A 17,267-nucleotide genomic window follows, 5' to 3' on the forward strand; every position below is an offset into this window, starting at 1 on the left:
TGGTACGCCGAGTGTGAGTGGTGATTTTGGGCTGCTTATGAACTGTTTAAATGCTGGCCGTCGCAGGAGCCTGAGGGTCTAAGTGCACGCAGGCCTGCGCGGTCTCGGCTATATGTCGGTGGTCCGTCCCACAACATCCTCCTAGCATGCGCAAGTTGGGTAATACGCGCGCTAAGTTGGCATTCAATCGACCAAATTCCACCGGATCACCATCGTCAAGTTCTGTGGCCTCATCCAGCTCTGCGTGGCTGCATCGCGAGGCGTTACAGCGTATTGCTCCGATCCGATAAATCCAGGAAAAATTACGATAAAGCGCGCGATCAAAGTGATCAGGATGGGCACAATTGATCATGTAATAAATTGGCCAACCACACGAATCCGCATCAACAGCTGCAATCGCCTCTCCAATGCTTTCACCACTTGGAAGTTTTCCATCTGTTTCGACAGTGAAACCGATGACGCATGGCATATCTAAATCAAGACATGACCGAGCAATACCCATGGCTTCTCTGCTGTGTGTCATCGTAACGGCAGAGATCATGTCCGCTCCTGCTTCAGCCATCGCGGCGATTTGGGGATGATGAACTGCCCGTGCCGCATCGGCGGTATAGGCATGAGAAATTGTGTAACCATCACCCGCAGGGCCAACCGCGCCGTTTATTACAATTGGATCAACGCGATCCGCCCATCTGTCGCGTACCGAACTGGCAAATTGAACAGAAACACGACAACCCGCCAGCATGTCATCCTCTGTCCGATCTAGAAATTTGGCCCAGTAGATTCCGGACCGCCAAGAGGCTGTATCCAGCATAAATCCTGTTCCGGATTTTTCGGCTACCGCTAGATACGCGTCAAAATAACGATTTAGCGCCGCACGCCCAGCATCGCTTTCTAATAGCGGCATGGATGAGAATTCAGGAAGATCGAAACCTTCGTGGAAAATCATGCTTGTCTCAAGTCCGCCGTCGCTCAGGGCGAGTTTGCCAAGCGACAAGAAACGTTCAAAAGGTGTTGTATTCGCTTTCATTTCAATAATCTCCTTGTTCTCATCATGCCAAGACGCTCTCTTGCGATTGCAAATCGTGACCGATCCGCGCGAAGTAACGTGACGAGTTCGTGCTGACTGGTTTTTGACAGCCATCACGCTCAGGTGCTTGGAGAATAGGTGGAGATTACGTGGAGATTATCCCTTGCTAGTTTCTTCAGGCTCGTCAGAACAAATGTGCCAATCATAAATTCAGCGATTTTATGTAAATCCTAACGCTCTGCGAAAGCATGCGCCCGATCCGAAAGAGCGGCACTGCGAAAATCCTGCAGGTCAAAGGAAGTAAGGTGAGAAATGGTGCGCAGCTCTCGGAACAGGGACAGGCCAGCGATCATTTCTTCCCTGATCCCGTCCATCAACCAGTTCACCGAACTATCTGGTGGATTCTGCTATTTCAATTGATCCCGTTTTTCTAACTTATATTGTCAGCGATTTGTTCCAGAAATTTGTTGTGCCAATTCAGCAATATGCTCGGTTGAAGAACCGCAACAGCCACCAAGGCATTTAATCCCCAAGTGTTGGTGAAGGGCAAAGACATTTTTACCGAATTCAACTGGGGCTTCAGTATCAATTTCATCTAGCCCGTCCAGCTCTTCGGGCGTTTTAGCCGAAGTATTCGCATCAATTCCTAGGATGCGTTCTGCTACGGAGGGGTTGCAATCATGAATATTAGCATAAACTGCGGAAAATACTGAGGTATGGACACAATTGATTGCGTAGTGTGTCGGAGGCGCTATCGATTCATTGTCGATGACATCTATGGCTTCATCCAAGGAAGTCCCGTCCAGAATATTGCCATCGCGACGTATTACAAAACTGAGCAGGTATGGTAGGCCCGTACCGACCATTGCCTGCGCAATTCCTTTCGCTTCTTCAAAACTCGGCAATGTTTGCGCCTTCAAAAAATCGACACCGGCTTCCGCCAGATCTTCGATTTGAGGCCTGTGAATTTCAACGGCATTGGCTCTATCTGGAGCTTCTTCTGAAATATAGCCGTCACCAAAGGGCCCCATCACGCCTGAAATTAGTATTGGCGAGGCATCAGGGCCATAACTTTGACGTATGCATTTGATGAATTCGACGGCATCGGTATTAACAGACTCTCCCCGATATTGGGATCGGTTGATGCGCACATTTCCAGCACGCCACGTCGGTGTCCCTGCGATCATGGGAATCCCGTATTCTTGGCCAATGTCCAAATACTCACGATGAGTATCGGCGAGCACTTCTCGACCAATTTCATTATAGAGCATTCCTGCGTGAGCAATCTCAGGGTCAAAAGCCGAATTTGCAGAACGGCGTAGTCGTTCGTACATTGAACCTTGGCCAAGAACGACGTGAAAATCATCAAACATTTTATTTTGCTGCTTTCATTTCAAAATCTAATTGTGCTCATCCTGCCAAGACGCACTCTTGTGATTTTCAGATCATAATCGATCTGTTCGAAGTGACGTGACAAGTATGTGCTGCCTGGTTTTTGACAGTCATCACTCCGTGTTGCTTGGAGGTAATGTGGAAATTACGTGGAGACTAAGCCTTGCTACTTTCTTCATGCTCATCAGGAACAAATGTGCCGAGCATCAACTCGGCGATTTTGTAAAAGTCCCGACGATCCGCGAAAGGATAAGCCTTGTCAAGGAAAGCTGCGTTGAGCTCCGGGCGCGCTGTAATAGCCTCCTCGAGAGCCCTTGTTGCTCGTTCAGTGTTCCCAAGGGCATTTAATGCTGCGGCCTCAGCCGCCTTAGCCCAGTGAGGCGCGTTGGGCATGCGTTGTGATTTTTGAGCCCAGGATAACGCGATCTCGGGACGATTCATGATCAAATTTGAAAAACACAGCATAACACAAACCGACCAACCTTGAGGGTCGCGTGGGCTCAATTCCAGAACAGTTTCGAAGTGCTCAATTGCTGCGTGTGCCCTGCCACTGAGCGACAGCGCATAGCCCCGGCCAAAATGCCCGTATGCATGATTTGGATTCAGTTCGACAGCTTCATCATATGCCGCAATAGCTTCTTCATATTCGCCGCGGGCAATGTGAGATCTTCCTAAAGCGATGTAGGAAAATGCATCCCGGGGGTCGAGATGCACCGATTGGCGTGCAACATCTAACGCCCAGTCTAGCGCTTCATCCCCAAGGACATCCTCCTTATATGCATGGCACAACGCATACGCCAATCCAGCATGGGCTTGGGCATAACCCGGATCGCTTTGACAGGCTTCCTCCAAAACTTTGATCGCTTGTTCATGCAATCCGCTTTTTTGCTGCCAGAGAAGCCAAAGCCCTTTCTGAGTGCTTTCCCAAGTTGACAAATCAGTTTCTTGTTTGTTGCGAACGCGATCTCTCTCCGCAGAAAGCAATTCGGGTTCGATCGCAGCAACGATTTTGTCAAGTATTGGATCGAGGTTTTGGAGTGATCTTTGCGCCAGAGTCCAACGCTCACTCCAAATTTGCATCTGCTCGGCGGCGTCAACGATAGAAACACGCAACTTCCATTCATGACCCTGCATACGTAGGCTGCCTTGAATGACATAGTCCGCCGATAACTCTGTGGCCGCATCAGAAAGAGCTGAGCCATGGAGATCCCGCAGTCCGAATGAAGTAAGACGAGAAATGACACGCAGCTCTCGGAAGCGGGATAGGCCAGTGATCACGTCGTCACTGATGCCATCTACCAACCAGTTCATCGAACTATCGGGTGAATTCTGCACAAAGGGTAGCACCAAAATTGTAGGATGGGCCGGGCCCCGCATTTTTTCGGCAACGTGAGCGTCATTCAAAGTTTCAAAGTCAGCAACAAAACGGTATCCGATACCGCGAGAGGTTCGTATGATGCTTTGCGCCACTCCATCGTCTCCAACAGCAGATCTAGCTGCTTTGACTCGACTGGTGATAGCTGTGTCGGACACGATACGTCCTGACCAAACCTGCTCAATCAGATCATCTTTGCTAACAATCTTATCCTTGCCCTCAATTAAGGCAACGATCACATCGAAGACTTGTGGTTCAAGTTCGATCTCTTCTCCATTCCGAAGAAGAACGCGAGTGCCCGTGTCGATTTCACAATTTCCGAACCGACCCTTCATTTAATTGAACCGAACATTTGCTTTTTTAAGGTCATTGCCGATTTCTCAATTGATCCCACCTCACTAACTTGTTTTTGCAGCGCCGTGTTCGAGAATATTGTTCTGCCAATTCAGAAATATGCACAGTTGAAGAACCACAACAACCGCCAAGGTAGTTAATTCAGAAGTTTTGATGAAGGGCAAAGACTTTCTTACCGAAATCGACTGGGACTTTGATGTCAATTTCATTGTAGAGCATATGCTATGTCAAATACGCGGATAATGCTGGCGCTGACAATTTTGCCCCGATGAAAACTGGCAGCCCAAACCGAACATGCGGCACCGACGAATCTGACTTTCGCTGCAGATGCTAGGAGGCTATGGGCCGTCGTCCTCCAATCATTCCCTTGTTAACTTCTGCCAGCCAAGACCATCACGCCTTCGTTCTTGAATGACCTTTCGCATCTCAACCCACTCCCTTGACCTCATGCCATGCCGATAGGCTGGGTTGCTATTGCCAGCGCCATGCCCGCCACCAGCACCGTGCATACGGCAGACCGCCCAGCCTCGCACCGACGGGTTCTTGCAAGGAAGACCCGTGCGTTTGCACCGTGCCGTGCATCTTGGGGCCTCATGAGCGCTTTGCATGGGGCTGGCGTCACTTTTCATCCTTGCCACTCCCCCGGTCGACGTTTCCGACAATCGCCTGGCCACCGTCTTCCACATTGACGTGCTGGACTGTCACGGTCTGCTTGCCGCCGTTTCTGTGCTTTCGCAGGGCCTCCATCTGCGCCACGTAGGCGCGCGCAAGTTTGGTGTATCCTGAGTAATGCGCCTTCGCCTGTTCGAGCTGATCCGCATTGGCCAGCCACCTTGCAGATCGCACCACCGCAACATGGGTGGCTGCCATCTGCACAGACAACAGACGCTCAAAGGCATCCCTTGGCTTCATGTCAGCAACAGCCGCGACCATGAACCGCCGCTCGTCATTGGCCGCATTTTCATCACTGGCCTCTTCGTACCTCAATACCTTCAGGCAATGCTTGAGAAGATCTTCCGCCAGCTCGGGCATGTCTGTTCCAAAAATCGTTTTGAGCGCATCCTCGTGCTCCATTAGGGCCAAATGTCCGTCCTTCGGATTGCCCGACATCGAAAGACCAACAGAACTCTCGAGACGATTGGACTTCTCCACGTCCTTCGTTTTGGCTTTCTTTTGTGCCTTCATCTGTTTTGCCATGTGCCTGTATCCTTTCCTCTGCTCTGAAGAGAGTGGTTAGTATTAGTGTTCCGTTTCAGAACCGAAGGAGCGCCTTGATTTGGCCCTGACGGGTTCTGAGATGGAACCATGAGCGGGTTTTGGGTTCTCAAATGGAACCACAGAAGACCCTGACGGTTCCATTTCAGAACCGCGTTTTGTTTTTTCTGCGCGCCAGGAGCGCCAATCCTGGGTTGGCGTCTCGCGCCCTTTGGCGCGCTGCATCGGCTTTGTGGTCAGTCGCCATTGGTGAGCGCGACGGTGATACCAGTTGCCTTCCTGCTCCATCGCAAGGAAGCCTTTCTCGACCAATTCCTGATAGGCCCGTTGCGCGCTGGCCTTGCCTATGCCCAGAAGATCCGCCGCTTCTGCATAAGACAGCGTCAACCGTCCATTGTTGCCGCCGTTGTAGCGACAGTGCAGCTCGAACCACAGGCGCATCGCAGTGCCAGACAAGGACCGCCAGGCCTCGCTTTTGATCATGGCGTAGGGCACATTCACATATTGCCCGTCTTCAGACCGTTTTCCTTTGCGCCGCCCCATTATGATCTCCCGATCTGCGCAGGCAGGCGCTCAAGGCTGGGCCAGTCGGTTGAGCCATCGACGTGAAGGCCCGTCCAGCGCCGGATCAGGGCGTCGCGGGTGCGACAGTAGGCAAAGCTATCCCATCGCACTCCACCGTGCCTCACACCGGCGCGGCGCTGGATAATCCACTGCAGATGATCCTTGCAGGCAATCACGCGGTACAAATCTCCGCGCAAGATCACGGAATGATAGCCATCCGCGCTTTCTCGGTGATTAGTACCCTGGGCCAGATCCCATGCACCCGATTGGAGTGGTTTAAATTCAGTCATTCCTGAGCACTCCTCTTCGTATTCGGATGGGTTCCACCGAGTTGGTGCCGGGGCACAGATAAAAGCGTTTGCGGATTTCAGTTGCGGGCGTGGGCCGTTTTCTGGCATCAGATGAGATGTCTCGTCTGGCATCCAATGTCAGCGGAAGAACCCCGGCCCCGAAAGTGGAGTTGGGGTTTTTCATTAGGCGGCCTCATTGCTGGGATCGATGCGGCGGGCGTTCAGCCAGGCATTCAGATCTGCCCCGTGATAAGCAATGCGCCGTCCAATCCGGATAAAGGCAGGCCCCACATTGCGGTGCCGCCATTGCGCAAGTTTTTCCCGGCTGCCCAGAACCTCAAGTTCCGGATCGCCAAGCATATACGTTCGGTTGCTTTCGAAGATATTTGTCATCTATTGAACCTCGTTGGTTGCTTCGATGACAATTCGATTAAGTAATTGTTGTTTAAATTTCAGCCAATCAAAACTACCAAAAATACAGAGCTATTTTTGAAGCCAATTCTGAGGTTTTATTTCTATTTTTGATTAGAATTTTGACTTAGGGCTCGCGATATGGTGCTGATCGAGTAATTGTTTCCAGTAAGACGCCGTACGGTTTCCGCAATTTGTTTGTGGGAGCTTTCTCCAATTCCTCGAGGGAACGCCAATTTGATATCAGAAACTGCGCTTTCTTGCTTTCTGGGTCTTCCTCTGTCCCCGGTTTTCTCTTTGTATTTACGGCGCGCGGCGTGTTTTCTCCAATAATCATCCCAATTATCTTCAACAACTTTTTTCGGTATACACAACGACCATCCCTCGAACGGCCTAATCACCTTTGCTACTGACTTTAAAGCGATAGTCTCTGAATATTTTAGTCGATCTACAAGATCGAACATGAACATTGATAGAGTGTAAGTATCCCGGGTGTAAAATAGAGGGACTTGAATATGTTCGTACTGTAGACCCAGCTCCAGAGATGCCCTCCAATAACTATCGCTTATCTTCAAACCCTGGGAAACGAAGTCTTCAATTGGTAGATCGAACAATCGCCTTGCGACCATATGACCATCCAAATCATCAGCGAACAGCCGATTTGTTTCATCATTTTGTAGGAGATCGTGAATCGTAAAGTCGTCAGTACGTGTCTGCCGCAAATCGAACCTCAAAAGCCTGCCATCTGGAGAGCATATATGTGTCTCATCCCCGCAGAATGCAAAGAAGCTGACCTCTAACCAATCGCTCGCTGTTACACTCAATGCGTATTTTGGATCGACTGCTTCAAATTCGAGGCCTATTTCAAATGCTGCATTGAAGCTTGCTTCAGGGATCTGGTCCCTAAGGATCGAAAAAGGCACAAAGCCCGTTGGGCAAAACATCAAGCTTCCTTTCGAAACTGATTTGACGTCATTACAATTAGCGTCCCCCAATTCTGCATTAATTCGCGTCGCCGCTCCAGCAAATCCGACCGCGCATAGGCGCGTTCAACTTCCGTTCCAACCTGATGCGCCAGGGCGGCCTCTGCCAATTCTCGTGGTGCCGTGGCGCATTCCGCCGCCCAATCGCGAAAGCTGCTACGAAAGCCATGCACCGTCACATGCTTGATCCCGATCCGGCGCAGCAACATGAGCATCGACATATTAGACAACGGCTGATGACGTTTCTGCCCTTCAAACACGTATTCTGATGCCATGGCTTGCAGCGGCTCCAGAATAGACAGCATTTCCTCCGTCAGCGGAACGCGATGTTCGACAGCGGTTTTCATCCGCTCGGCCGGGATCGTCCAAAGCTTGGCGTCAAAATCAACTTCGGGCCATTTCATCTCTAGTACTTCCGAGGTGCGACAGGCCGTCAGGATGGTGAACCGCAGGGCCTTGGCCGCCATCGCCTTGCGCTTGGCCAGACCTGCATAGAAAGCTGGCACCTCTTGCCATGGCATGGCCTCGTGATGCTGTACCTTGGCGCGCACCGTGGGCAGGACTTTGGTATCGCGGATTTCCGTCACCGGGTTTTCACCAGAGCGAAACCCTTTTGACTTCGCCACATCCAAAACCACTTTGATGCGCTGCGACAACCGGCGGGCCGTTTCATACTTTTCCGTCCAGATCGGCGAGAGGCACATCAACACCTCGGGCTGGCCAATGCTATCCACTGGCATGCGCCCAATTTTGGGAAAGGCATAGTCCCTCAGCGTGTTCAGCCATTGCTGCCCATGTTTCGCGTTCTTCCATGTGGGCAGGCGTTCAATATGCACCTGTCGGCATAGCTCTTCGAATGTCGGGACTTCTTGGATTGCATTATATCGCGGATTGAGGCCCGCCTTGGCCATACGCCGATACTCAAGCGCGCGCTCGCGGGCTTGGTTCAGGGTCACCACATCAGCGCCACCTAAACCAAAATCTGTTCGAAGCGGCGCGCCCTTGCGGTTTTTCTGCCCTTTGACCGTGACACGCACAATCCAGCGCCGTGCACCGGACAGATCGACAACCAGATACAGGCCAGACCCATCCCCATGACGCCCCGGTCCAAGATTCTCAACCAGCTTCTTTGTTAGCTTTCCGCTCAGTGCGGCCATGCATCATACCACAAATTATACCACTCAATGCAAGTATACGGGTATAATCAGGTGAAATTCAATGAAATCCTCGGGTGGAGAAATCGCCATAAAAATATGGCATTAAAGGCATCTAACTACACCAGATGAAATTGAATGAAATGTGGTAGTGGCGGAGAGACAGGGATTCGAACCCTGGGTGGGCTTGCACCCACAACGGTTTTCGAGACCGCCCCGTTCGACCACTCCGGCACCTCTCCGCGGGGGTCTGTGGCGGGCGTTTAATTGCCTTTTTCGGGCGGCACAAGGGGTTTTGCATTGTTTGCCGTCAGAAAGTCATTAGCTTGTCGTTCAGATTAATTGAGGGGCCAATCGTGATTTTTACAGCGCTGCAACCGAATTCATCCTGGAAAAGCCTGTCCATCTCAGGGCTGGCGACAGCGCTGGTGTTGCACCTGACCCCGGCACAGGCGGCCGAGGAGGAAGAGATCGCCCAGTTGATCGAGGTGCTCAAGTTCCATGAAACCGCCGAGATCATGCGCGAAGAGGGTCAGAAATACGGCGCCGAGATTGCGGTTGAGATGCTGGGCGGCACAAATCTGGCCAGCTGGCAACAACAGGTCAGCCGGATCTATGACGTCGATAAGATGAACACACTGGTGGCCGCGCATTTCAAGGCCGAAGTTGGCGATCTGAACCTTGCGCCTGCCGTGGCCTTTTTCACCTCGGATCTGGGGGCCGAGATCACAACGCTGGAACTGGCCGCGCGCCGGGCTTTTCTGGACGACGAGATCGAGGATGAAGCGATTGAGCAATACCTTGACCGGAAAGACGACGAAGACGTGCTGATCGGTCAGATCGCCACCATCATCGACGACAGCGATCTGATCGAGTTGAACGTCATGGGCGGGCTCAATGCCAATTTCATGTTCTATCGTGGATTGGCAGAAGGCGGCGCGCTGGACATGAGTGAATCCGACATGCTGGCTGACGTCTGGGCGCAGGAAGAGGGCATTCGCACCGATACTGAAGAATGGATCAACGCCTTTCTGCTGATGTCTTATGAGCCGCTCGGGCAGGACCAACTGCAGTCCTATATCGAGTTCTACCGCACGGAGACCGGCCAAAAGCTCAACCACGCTATGTTCGCCGCCTTTGACCAGATGTATGATGAAATCTCCTATCTTCTGGGCCAAGCCGTGGCTCAGCAGTTGCAGAGCGAGCAGTTGTGAGAATGAACGGGCAATCCACGTTGATCGGTGTCTTGCGCTGTATTCGACTAGTTATAGGCATTTTGTTCTGGATTATTTTGCTTGGAAAGTTCGTTTTGAATTGGATCGTTGGCGGAGAAATTGTTTCGTGGAAAATAGATGGAGAACGTTATTTTCTCATGTTCAAGCAATCTGCTGGCGATTGGATTGAGACGTCATACATTTTTTATGTGTGGAGCGCGGTAACTTTTCCCTTGATAATTGTGAGTGTTTTAGGATTTGGTTTGATGCAGTATTTGATTAAATCCACTGAGAGAGGATTAGCAAGACGTAGGGTGGGCAATGACTGCCCACCGCCGCGCGCTCCACACCTGTAAACATCGATGTTAAGCCAGATGGTGGGCAAAATTGCCCACCCTGCACATCACTCACCAAATTCACTTGTACTACCGCACCGAGACCGGCCAAAAGCTCAACCATGCCATGTTCGCCGCCTTTGACCAGATGTACGATGATATCTCTTATCTTCTGGGGCAGGCCGTGGCACAGCAGTTGCAGAGCGAGCAGCTATGAGTGAGTGCGAATTTAAAGCGGGATGCGGAGTATATTTTATGCTCGGTGCAATCTCTCATTTTGAATTTAGAGGTATAAATGAGTTCGAGTGATTTCCCTTGGAATGGGAACCTAACAAAAGGAAGCCACAAAGAAAAATATCCAGAGATGTGGGCCTCAGTGACATCATACGATGATTACACAAAGATAGAGGAATATGTTCTTACCCATATGCGAAACGTAATGGAGGAAGGGGATTTTCTACAAAGTATGTCCCGCCATGTTATTGAGAATTATGAGAAGATTCCTGATTTGCGCGATGAACTGTTGAAGGATTCAAAGCTTACGGCAGAAGCGTTTGAGACTGGAGATAAACCTGACCTCTATAACCTTGAACGATATTCTGTAACTCATCGGGCCACCGACTATTTAATTGCTCATAAACAAAGAAATCCTTTGCATGATATCCTGAAAACGACAGAGTTCTTTATTGATCATGTTAAAGCTGCCGTGACCATTCACTACCTCAATGAGATCGGCTTCGAACTTGAGCCGATCAAGCTGGACGAAAAAATGAACTATGATCGGAGTACCTGAGGGTGCTAGAACCTCGCGTTGTATTGGGACTTAGCGCATGATTGTGATCGCAAGAAAAACATACGAATGGATGACGTCTGGACTTGTTGGGCCAATCTTTTGCGTGGTTATTCTCACTGTCGCGATAATGAACGGCCATCACTGGATCCGCCAGCAGGGGGTTTCCCCACTCATTGAAATCGCAATATTAATGGCTGGGGGTGCCGCCATTGGCTTTTTCTTCATCAAAGCGGCTAAGGTGATATTCGAAGGTAAAGATTGAGGAACGCCAATCAGCGAGCTGTAGGGTGGGCAATGTCTGCCCACCACTGGCTTTTCCCGATACGTAAACGCCTATTTTGAAACGCATGGCGGGCAAAAGTGCCCACCCTACAGCGCTGCAGTCCTATATCGATTTCTACCGCACCGAGACCGGCCAAAAGCTCAACCACGCCATGTTCGCCGCCTTTGACCAGATGTATGATGAAATTTCATACTTACTGGGGCAGGCCGTGGCGCAGCAATTGCAGAGCGAGCAGCTTTGATACGTGGTACGCCTCGCATGACACACGACTAATTGGTCAACCTAAGCTATTTGACAAAATGGCACATAGCAGGCAGGGATTTTTCTTATGAATTTAGTAGATTGGGTAAATGGAAAAAGCTTGGTTTCAGCTTTTATAATGAGCGTTTGTGCGTCTCCAATGCTTGCTGACTGCAATCAGACTGAGAGCGTGGAAATCATAAGAGAGTTGAAAGAAAATCTTCTAGATGGTGACTACAATGAGTTCTTTCTGAATGCAGACATGAATAGTAAGGTGTCGGAGGATCTTATTGAAGATACCAAAGCGCAGCTACTTAGTTACATGGGCACGCCTGAGCGTTGTGTGGATATGGTGCGCAATAACTATTCGGAAAATTTCGCAACACTTATAGTCGCATTCATTGGCCGCAATTGGCAGGCATTATATGTTCACTTTGGTGTGCTAAAAGTTGAAGGCAGGTTTGAACTAATCTCAGTTCACCTTTCGACGGAATATGATGAAATTAATAAGTACATCAGGTAAGAATATAGTATGGGCACCATTGCATGAAGGCGTTGGCTCAAAAAGCATATGCATGGATGACGACCGGACTTGTCGGGCCGATCTTTTGCATCGTTATTCTCACTGTCGGTCTGGTGAAAGGCCATCTCTGGATCCGCCAACAGGATGTTTCCCCACTCATTGAAATCGCAATATTATTAGCGATACTGTAGGGTGGGTGCCAACCCACCATTTTCGGTGAGGAAGATAGAGGGGCGCTTGATGTTCTTTCACCTTCGTGAATAGATACCTGCGGCGGCATTTGAATCGCATCAGTAAAACTGTATTCGGGCGAGGGTCTTCCCATGGGATTCAAAAAACACATCGAAACATTGGATCCAGCTTACTACATTCTAGTGCCTGTGTGTTGCGCCATCGTAATACACCTATTTGTAAATCTTGGTATCGCCGTGATTGGCGCGTCAGTTTTCACAAAGATCGTATCGATAGGAATTCGCGGAATGAGTCTCAGCGCCTACCGGGATGCGGTGGGTATCGAAGCCGGGGGATTATCAACGCGAGAACTGCGAATAAAAGCCCAAGCCGATGATCAAAATCCCAAAGCCAAAGCCGCAATTCACGCTGCCAAAGCAGATGACTATGCCGCTGTCCTAATTGTATTGTCACTTGTTGTGACCCTTGGTGTGCACCATGGATAATCTGAGGGTGCCGACGCGCCGGTTATCACTGAAAAACTTAGGTTTTGGGGAAAACTCCCCATGGGCTTGAAGAGACACGTTGGAACTTTAGATCCTGCTTGCTACATTTTGGTGCCCGTCCTTTGTGCCATCTTAGCCAACTTTTTTGTGGATCTTGGTATCGCTGTGATCGGGACGTCGATTTTCACAAAATTCGCAACCGGAGGCTTTCTCATGACAAACATGGGGACCTATCAGCAAGCGTAGGGTGGGTGTAAACCCACCGTGTCTCAGCAGTTTGGCCGGCAGATAAATCCGTAGACTGGGCACTTTCTGCCCACCATTTCAACACAAGTCATTTATGTACAAAACCCCTGTACAAGTTGTACAACCTGTACATAAGTTTTCCGGCCCAAGGACGGTGATTTCTCCTTGACTTATCATCGTATTCCCCTGATAAGCGCGCATCTTGGCGGGATACTCCTGTCCGGATTCTTTATTTACGCTTCAAAGTAGCGCGCTGTTCGGGGCGGTCCATCGGGCCAAGAACTCCTTTCACAAGGGGCCGTAGAATGCGAAAACGAAAAGGAAAACGCAATGTTTGCGGTTATGAAAACCGGTGGCAAGCAATACAAGGTTCAATCGGGCGACATGCTCCGTGTTGAAAAGCTCGCGGCCGATGCTGGTGAAACAGTCCAGTTCAATGATATTCTGATGCTGGGTGGCGACGCCCCTGTTGTTGGTGCCCCTTTGGTAGACGGCGCTGCAGTCCAGGCCGAAGTCGTTGACCAGATCAAAGGTGACAAGGTCATTCACTTTGTCAAACGTCGTCGTAAGCACAGCTCGAAGCGGACCAAAGGTCACCGTCAACAGCTGACCCTGCTGCGTATCACTGACATCCTCGCCAAAGGCGCAGACAAGTCTGGTGTTAAAGCGGCTCTGGGTGCGGGTTCTGCCCCTGCAGCGTTTGAAGCAGCGGCTCCTGCAAAGAAGCCTGCGGCCAAGAAAGCAGCTCCTAAGGCAGAGGCGAAAGCTGAAGCACCTGCGGGCGCTGATGACCTGAAGAAACTGTCAGGTGTTGGTCCAGCGCTTGAGAAAAAGCTGCTCGCCGCTGGCGTGACAACTTTTGCGCAAATCGCAGCATGGTCTGATACAGACATCGCTGAATTCGATGAGAAACTGTCGTTCAAAGGCCGGATCGAGCGTGAAGGCTGGGTCGAGCAGGCTAAAGAACTGACTAAAGGCTAAGGAGAGACAAGATGGCACATAAGAAAGCTGGCGGTTCATCACGTAACGGTCGCGACTCTGCTGGTCGCCGCCTTGGCGTGAAACTCTACGGTGGCCAAGAGGTCAACCCAGGCAACATCATCGTGCGTCAGCGCGGTAACAAGTTCTGGCCTGGTGAAGGTGTTGGACAAGGTAAAGATCACACAATCTTTGCAACTGCTGAAGGCGCCGTGAAATTCCACAAGGGTTTCAAAGGCCGCACCTTTATTTCGGTTCTCCCGGTGGCGGAGGCCGCTGAATAAGCCGACCTTAAGGTTTTGAAAAACATTAAAGGATCGGTGATAAGCCGGTCCTTTTTCTTTTTAGGCGATCACTTGAGATCAAAATTTAATGATTACGTTACGGATTGGGATTAGAGGGCTTGAAGAGGGGGCCTGATAGTCCAAATCAGATGTAGCCAGGATCAGGCGCGATAGAGGAGAGCACGCATGTTACTGGAAAGAATTACAAATCAAGCTTTGATTGAAACTGATCGGTTCGATCTGCGGCCACTGCGTGTTTCTGATGCAGGGTTGATCACGTTGAACGTCAGCGATCCGCGCGTGGCGATGAACACCAGTTCGATTCCGCATCCACTGCCCCCCGGCACGACCGAGGCGATGATTGCGCGCGCACAAGCGGAAGACCGGATTGAGGATTTTTGGGCCATGGACGGCAGCAAGTCCGGTGGCGACGAGGTCATGGGTGTGATCAGCCTTGTTCGGCTGGAGCATGACCAATCTGAAGTCGGCTATTGGGTGGCACCCGCCTATTGGAGCACAGGCGTTGCCTCGGCTGCGGTTGAGGCGCTGTTAAAAGCCAATCCGCAAGGCAGCAAGAACATCTTTGCGGCCGTGTTTCAGGATAATGTAGCTTCGGCGCGTGTATTGACGAATTGCGGCTTCAAATACCTTGGTGATGCCGAAAGTTTCTCTGTTGCGCGTAATTCCAATGTGCCTACTTGGACATATAGTTGGAAAACTGATTGAGGCGGGCGTCGCCTTTGCTTAAGGACACATCATGAAGTTTCTGGATTTGGCAAAGGTGTACATCCGATCGGGTGCGGGCGGTAACGGCTGCATTAGTTTTCGGCGTGAGAAATACATCGAATATGGTGGCCCCGATGGCGGCGATGGCGGTAAGGGCGGATCTGTCATTATCGAAACCGTCGAGGGGCTGAATACGCTGATTGATTTTCGCTATCAGCAGCATTTTTTCGCAGGCAACGGTCAGCCCGGCATGGGCAAGCAGCGCACCGGGAAGGACGGCGACGATATCCTTTTGCGCGTTCCTGCAGGCACCGAGATTCTGGACGAAGATCAGGAGACGGTTATTGCGGACCTGACGCAAGTGGGGGAGCGTCTTGTTCTCGCCAAGGGTGGCAATGGTGGTTTTGGCAACCTGCATTTCAAATCCTCGACCAATCAGGCACCACGCCGGTCCAATCCGGGGCAAGAGGGGATTGAACGCACCATTTGGTTGCGTCTTAAACTAATTGCTGATGTGGGCCTGTTGGGCCTGCCAAACGCAGGCAAATCGACCTTTCTGGCCGCAACCTCAAATGCCCGGCCCAAGATTGCGGATTATCCGTTTACCACGTTGCACCCAAATCTGGGTGTGGTCGGGGTTGATGGCGTAGAATTTGTTGTTGCTGACATCCCGGGCCTGATTGAGGGCGCGCACGAGGGACGTGGACTGGGTGACCTATTCCTTGGCCATGTGGAACGCTGTGCCATGCTACTGCATCTGGTCGATGGGACATCGATTGACCCGGTGGAGGACTACACAACGATCATTGGCGAACTTGAGGCCTATGGCGGCGTACTGGCCGATATTCCGCGCCTGACCGTGCTGAACAAGACCGATGCGATGGACGAAGAAACCCGCGATGCGCTGGTCGATCAGTTGCAGCAGGCCAGTGGCGACAAGGTGCTGACCATGTCCGGAGTGTCGGGCGAAGGGGTTACACAGGTGTTGCGTGCCTTGCGCTTCGGGATCGAAAGCAGCCGATTGAAAAAGACCGATGAGTCAGAAGAGACAGGGTCGTGGCAGCCATAAAAGACGCAAAGCGCATCGTGATTAAAATCGGCTCGGCGCTCTTGGTGGACCGGGATAGCAATAAATTGCGCCTGAAATGGCTGAAAGCCCTGGCGGATGACGTCGCCATGCTTCGTGCCCGCGGCACCGACGTGATTTTGGTGTCATCTGGATCCATCGCGTTAGGACGTGGCGTTCTGGGCCTGCCAATGGTGGAATTGTCGTTGGAGCAATCTCAAGCCGCTGCTGCCGTGGGTCAAATCCAACTGGCGCATGCCTATGACCGGGCTTTGGGGGAACATGATATCAAATGCGCGCAGGTGCTTGTGACACTGGAGGACAGCGCTGATCGCCGTCGGTATTTGAACTCGCGTGCCACCCTAGAGCAACTCTTACGTTTCGGCGTTGTGCCGATCGTGAATGAGAATGACACCGTTGCCACGGATGAAATCCGCTATGGCGACAATGACAGGATGGCTGCACAGGTTGCGGTAACGGCTGGCGCAGACCAGTTGATCCTGCTCAGCGATGTGGATGGATTTTATTCTGCCAACCCTATGCAGGACAAGTCGGCTTATCGGTTTGATGTAATTGAGAAAATCACACCCGAAATTGAAGCGATGGCTGGCGACGCCGGCTCTGGCCTCAGCAAGGGCGGGATGAAAACCAAACTGATGGCAGCCAAAACCGCCACGGCAGCGGGCTGCGATATGGCGATCACCGAAGGGTCGGTCATGCATCCCATTCGCGCTTTGGAAGAGGGCGCTGCAGTGACATGGTTTACCGCGCAAGGCGATCCGCAGCAAAAGCGCAAAGTTTGGATTGCTGCGATGAAGCCAAAAGGGCAGATCACTATCGATGCAGGGGCGGCCAAGGCCGTGATAGGCGGCGGCAGCCTGCTGGCAGCAGGTGTGCGGGCCGTATCTGGCAAGTTTGGCCGGGGCGACGCGGTTACAATCACCGATTTGGAGGGCAATGCTGTTGGCACTGGTCTGACACGCTATGATGCTCAGGATGCGGCGGATATTGTTGGCAAGCGCTCTCAGGAAATCGAAGAGATCCTTGGTTATCCGCCAAGGGGCCCGATGATCCACCGGGATGACATGGCGCTTTAATTCTGCAAGAAATACACTCAAAATCCGGCAAGAGGATGAT

At 51.3% G+C, this 17,267-nt stretch carries 23 protein-coding genes and 1 tRNA gene; 12 read left to right on the forward strand and 12 right to left on the reverse strand.

The window, feature by feature from the left end:
* Positions 1-46: 46 nt before the first annotated feature.
* The 12 genes from ROA7450_RS07575 to ROA7450_RS07620 all read right to left on the reverse strand — a co-directional run bounded on the left by ROA7450_RS07575 (position 47) and on the right by ROA7450_RS07620 (position 9,007).
* Positions 47-1,027, reverse strand: a complete 981-nt coding sequence (locus ROA7450_RS07575) for a homocysteine S-methyltransferase family protein (protein WP_085805106.1) — start codon at positions 1,025-1,027, stop codon at positions 47-49.
* Between the two features lie 230 nt (positions 1,028-1,257).
* A complete protein-coding gene (locus tag ROA7450_RS20965; RefSeq protein ID WP_159454019.1) occupies positions 1,258-1,413 on the reverse strand; it encodes a hypothetical protein in 156 nt (51 codons plus the stop codon).
* Positions 1,414-1,470: 57 nt separating this feature from the next.
* Complete coding sequence (locus tag ROA7450_RS07580; RefSeq protein WP_085805107.1) at positions 1,471-2,400, reverse strand: homocysteine S-methyltransferase family protein; 930 nt, start codon at positions 2,398-2,400, stop codon at positions 1,471-1,473.
* 175 nt (positions 2,401-2,575) lie between these two features.
* Positions 2,576-4,129, reverse strand: a complete 1,554-nt coding sequence (locus ROA7450_RS07585) for a winged helix-turn-helix domain-containing tetratricopeptide repeat protein (RefSeq protein ID WP_085805108.1) — start codon at positions 4,127-4,129, stop codon at positions 2,576-2,578.
* A gap of 637 nt (positions 4,130-4,766) precedes the next feature.
* Complete coding sequence (locus ROA7450_RS07590; RefSeq protein WP_085805109.1) at positions 4,767-5,345, reverse strand: hypothetical protein; 579 nt, start codon at positions 5,343-5,345, stop codon at positions 4,767-4,769.
* Between the two features lie 42 nt (positions 5,346-5,387).
* Positions 5,388-5,906, reverse strand: a complete 519-nt coding sequence (locus tag ROA7450_RS07595) for a helix-turn-helix domain-containing protein (RefSeq protein WP_085805110.1) — start codon at positions 5,904-5,906, stop codon at positions 5,388-5,390.
* Positions 5,906-6,217, reverse strand: a complete 312-nt coding sequence (locus tag ROA7450_RS07600) for a hypothetical protein (protein ID WP_143534394.1) — start codon at positions 6,215-6,217, stop codon at positions 5,906-5,908. Before ROA7450_RS07600 ends, ROA7450_RS07595 begins: the two co-directional genes overlap by 1 nt.
* Entirely contained in the window at positions 6,210-6,401 is a 192-nt protein-coding gene (locus ROA7450_RS20755; protein WP_143534395.1) for a hypothetical protein, read from the reverse strand. Before ROA7450_RS20755 ends, ROA7450_RS07600 begins: the two co-directional genes overlap by 8 nt.
* Positions 6,401-6,610, reverse strand: coding sequence for a helix-turn-helix transcriptional regulator (locus tag ROA7450_RS07605; protein WP_085805112.1), 210 nt, complete (start codon positions 6,608-6,610; stop codon positions 6,401-6,403). The genes ROA7450_RS20755 and ROA7450_RS07605 overlap by 1 nt, the downstream gene beginning before the upstream one ends.
* Before the next feature lie 122 nt (positions 6,611-6,732).
* The gene (locus ROA7450_RS07610; RefSeq protein WP_085805113.1) at positions 6,733-7,572 is read right to left on the reverse strand and encodes a hypothetical protein; all 840 of its coding nucleotides are present in this window, start codon (positions 7,570-7,572) and stop codon (positions 6,733-6,735) included.
* Complete coding sequence (locus ROA7450_RS07615; RefSeq protein WP_085805114.1) at positions 7,572-8,768, reverse strand: tyrosine-type recombinase/integrase; 1,197 nt, start codon at positions 8,766-8,768, stop codon at positions 7,572-7,574. The genes ROA7450_RS07610 and ROA7450_RS07615 overlap by 1 nt, the downstream gene beginning before the upstream one ends.
* 149 nt (positions 8,769-8,917) lie before the next feature.
* Positions 8,918-9,007: transfer RNA gene (locus tag ROA7450_RS07620), tRNA-Ser, on the reverse strand.
* A gap of 114 nt (positions 9,008-9,121) precedes the next feature.
* Here ROA7450_RS07620 and ROA7450_RS07625 point away from each other — a divergent pair.
* The 12 genes from ROA7450_RS07625 to proB all read left to right on the forward strand — a co-directional run bounded on the left by ROA7450_RS07625 (position 9,122) and on the right by proB (position 17,227).
* On the forward strand, positions 9,122-9,979 hold the full coding sequence (locus tag ROA7450_RS07625; protein WP_085805115.1) for a DUF2059 domain-containing protein: 858 nt from the start codon (positions 9,122-9,124) through the stop codon (positions 9,977-9,979).
* Between the two features lie 387 nt (positions 9,980-10,366).
* A complete protein-coding gene (locus ROA7450_RS20970) occupies positions 10,367-10,531 on the forward strand; it encodes a hypothetical protein (RefSeq protein WP_159454020.1) in 165 nt (54 codons plus the stop codon).
* 78 nt (positions 10,532-10,609) lie between these two features.
* The gene (locus tag ROA7450_RS07635; protein WP_143534396.1) at positions 10,610-11,107 is read left to right on the forward strand and encodes a hypothetical protein; all 498 of its coding nucleotides are present in this window, start codon (positions 10,610-10,612) and stop codon (positions 11,105-11,107) included.
* A gap of 37 nt (positions 11,108-11,144) precedes the next feature.
* Positions 11,145-11,369, forward strand: coding sequence for a hypothetical protein (locus tag ROA7450_RS07640; RefSeq protein ID WP_085805118.1), 225 nt, complete (start codon positions 11,145-11,147; stop codon positions 11,367-11,369).
* An 85-nt stretch (positions 11,370-11,454) separates the two neighbouring features.
* The gene (locus ROA7450_RS20975; RefSeq protein WP_159454021.1) at positions 11,455-11,631 is read left to right on the forward strand and encodes a hypothetical protein; all 177 of its coding nucleotides are present in this window, start codon (positions 11,455-11,457) and stop codon (positions 11,629-11,631) included.
* 87 nt (positions 11,632-11,718) lie between these two features.
* Positions 11,719-12,153, forward strand: coding sequence for a hypothetical protein (locus ROA7450_RS07645; RefSeq protein ID WP_143534397.1), 435 nt, complete (start codon positions 11,719-11,721; stop codon positions 12,151-12,153).
* Between the two features lie 479 nt (positions 12,154-12,632).
* Positions 12,633-12,830: a hypothetical protein gene (locus ROA7450_RS20760; RefSeq protein ID WP_143534398.1), complete on the forward strand. Its 198-nt coding sequence runs from the start codon at positions 12,633-12,635 to the stop codon at positions 12,828-12,830.
* A gap of 576 nt (positions 12,831-13,406) precedes the next feature.
* Positions 13,407-14,057 carry a 50S ribosomal protein L21 gene (locus tag ROA7450_RS07660; protein ID WP_085805122.1) on the forward strand — a complete coding sequence of 217 codons (651 nt, stop codon included), beginning with the start codon at positions 13,407-13,409 and terminating at the stop codon, positions 14,055-14,057.
* An 11-nt stretch (positions 14,058-14,068) separates the two neighbouring features.
* Positions 14,069-14,338: a 50S ribosomal protein L27 gene (rpmA, locus tag ROA7450_RS07665; RefSeq protein WP_085805123.1), complete on the forward strand. Its 270-nt coding sequence runs from the start codon at positions 14,069-14,071 to the stop codon at positions 14,336-14,338.
* A 186-nt stretch (positions 14,339-14,524) separates the two neighbouring features.
* Complete coding sequence (locus ROA7450_RS07670; protein ID WP_085805124.1) at positions 14,525-15,064, forward strand: GNAT family N-acetyltransferase; 540 nt, start codon at positions 14,525-14,527, stop codon at positions 15,062-15,064.
* A gap of 31 nt (positions 15,065-15,095) precedes the next feature.
* Positions 15,096-16,133 (forward strand): GTPase ObgE, encoded by a 1,038-nt coding sequence (gene obgE / locus ROA7450_RS07675; RefSeq protein ID WP_085805125.1) that lies wholly within the window; start codon positions 15,096-15,098, stop codon positions 16,131-16,133.
* Positions 16,121-17,227: a glutamate 5-kinase gene (proB, locus tag ROA7450_RS07680; protein WP_085805126.1), complete on the forward strand. Its 1,107-nt coding sequence runs from the start codon at positions 16,121-16,123 to the stop codon at positions 17,225-17,227. Before obgE ends, proB begins: the two co-directional genes overlap by 13 nt.
* The last annotated feature ends 40 nt before the right edge of the window (positions 17,228-17,267 follow it).

This window comes from Roseovarius albus (assembly GCF_900172335.1).
GTDB lineage: Bacteria > Pseudomonadota > Alphaproteobacteria > Rhodobacterales > Rhodobacteraceae > Roseovarius > Roseovarius albus.